We start from the raw sequence: 904 nt of genomic DNA on the forward strand, positions 1-904 counted from the left end.
TCAGCCGGCGGCGAGTTCGGCGGCGGTCTTGCCGATCTGGCTCTCGTCGACGGTCTTCATGATGCCGTGCTCCATGAGCAGGTCTTCGAGCTCGTCCATGGTGATCGGGGTCGGGATGATGCCGTTGCCCGAGTTGCCGTGCACCTTGGTCGCAAGGTTCCGGTAGTGCTGGGCCTGCGCGGAATCGGGCGCATACTCGATCACCGTCATGCGGCGCAGTTCGGCGTGCTGCACGATGTTGTCGCGCGGCACGAAGTAGATCAGCTGGGTGCCGAGCTTCTTCGCCAGCGACTCCGCCAGCTCGTACTCCTTGTCGGTCTGGCGCTCGTTGCACACCAGGCCGCCCAGGCGCACGCCGCCGGAGTTGGCATACTTCAGGATGCCCTTGGAGATGTTGTTGGCCGCATACATGGCCATCATCTCGCCGGACATGACGATGTAGATTTCCTGAGCCTTGTTCTCGCGGATGGGCATGGCGAAGCCGCCGCACACCACGTCGCCGAGCACGTCGTAGGACACGTAGTCGATGTCCTCGTAGGCGCCGTTCTCCTCAAGGAAGTTGATCGAGGTGATCACGCCACGGCCGGCGCAGCCGACGCCCGGCTCCGGGCCACCCGACTCCACGCAGCGGATGTCGTTGTAGCCGACCTTCATCACGTCCTCGAGCTCGAGGTCTTCCACCGAACCCGCGTTGGCGGCCAGCGAAAGGATGGTGTCCTGCGCCTTGGCGTGCAGGATCAGGCGGGTCGAGTCCGCCTTCGGGTCGCAGCCCACGATGAGGATGCGCTGACCAAGCTCGGTCAGGGCCGCAAGCGTGTTCTGGGACGTGGTGGACTTGCCGATGCCACCCTTGCCGTAAAACGCGATCTGTCGCAGCGAAGCCATCTTGCTCTCCTTCGAACCT

Annotated in this window: 1 protein-coding gene; it reads right to left on the bottom strand. The window is 63.9% G+C overall.

The window, feature by feature from the left end:
* Entirely contained in the window at positions 1-885 is an 885-nt protein-coding gene (gene nifH / locus ACT535_RS24965; protein ID WP_168457247.1) for a nitrogenase iron protein, read from the bottom strand.
* Positions 886-904: the final 19 nt, after the last annotated feature.

The sequence above is a fragment of the Xanthobacter sp. DMC12 genome (assembly GCF_056314105.1).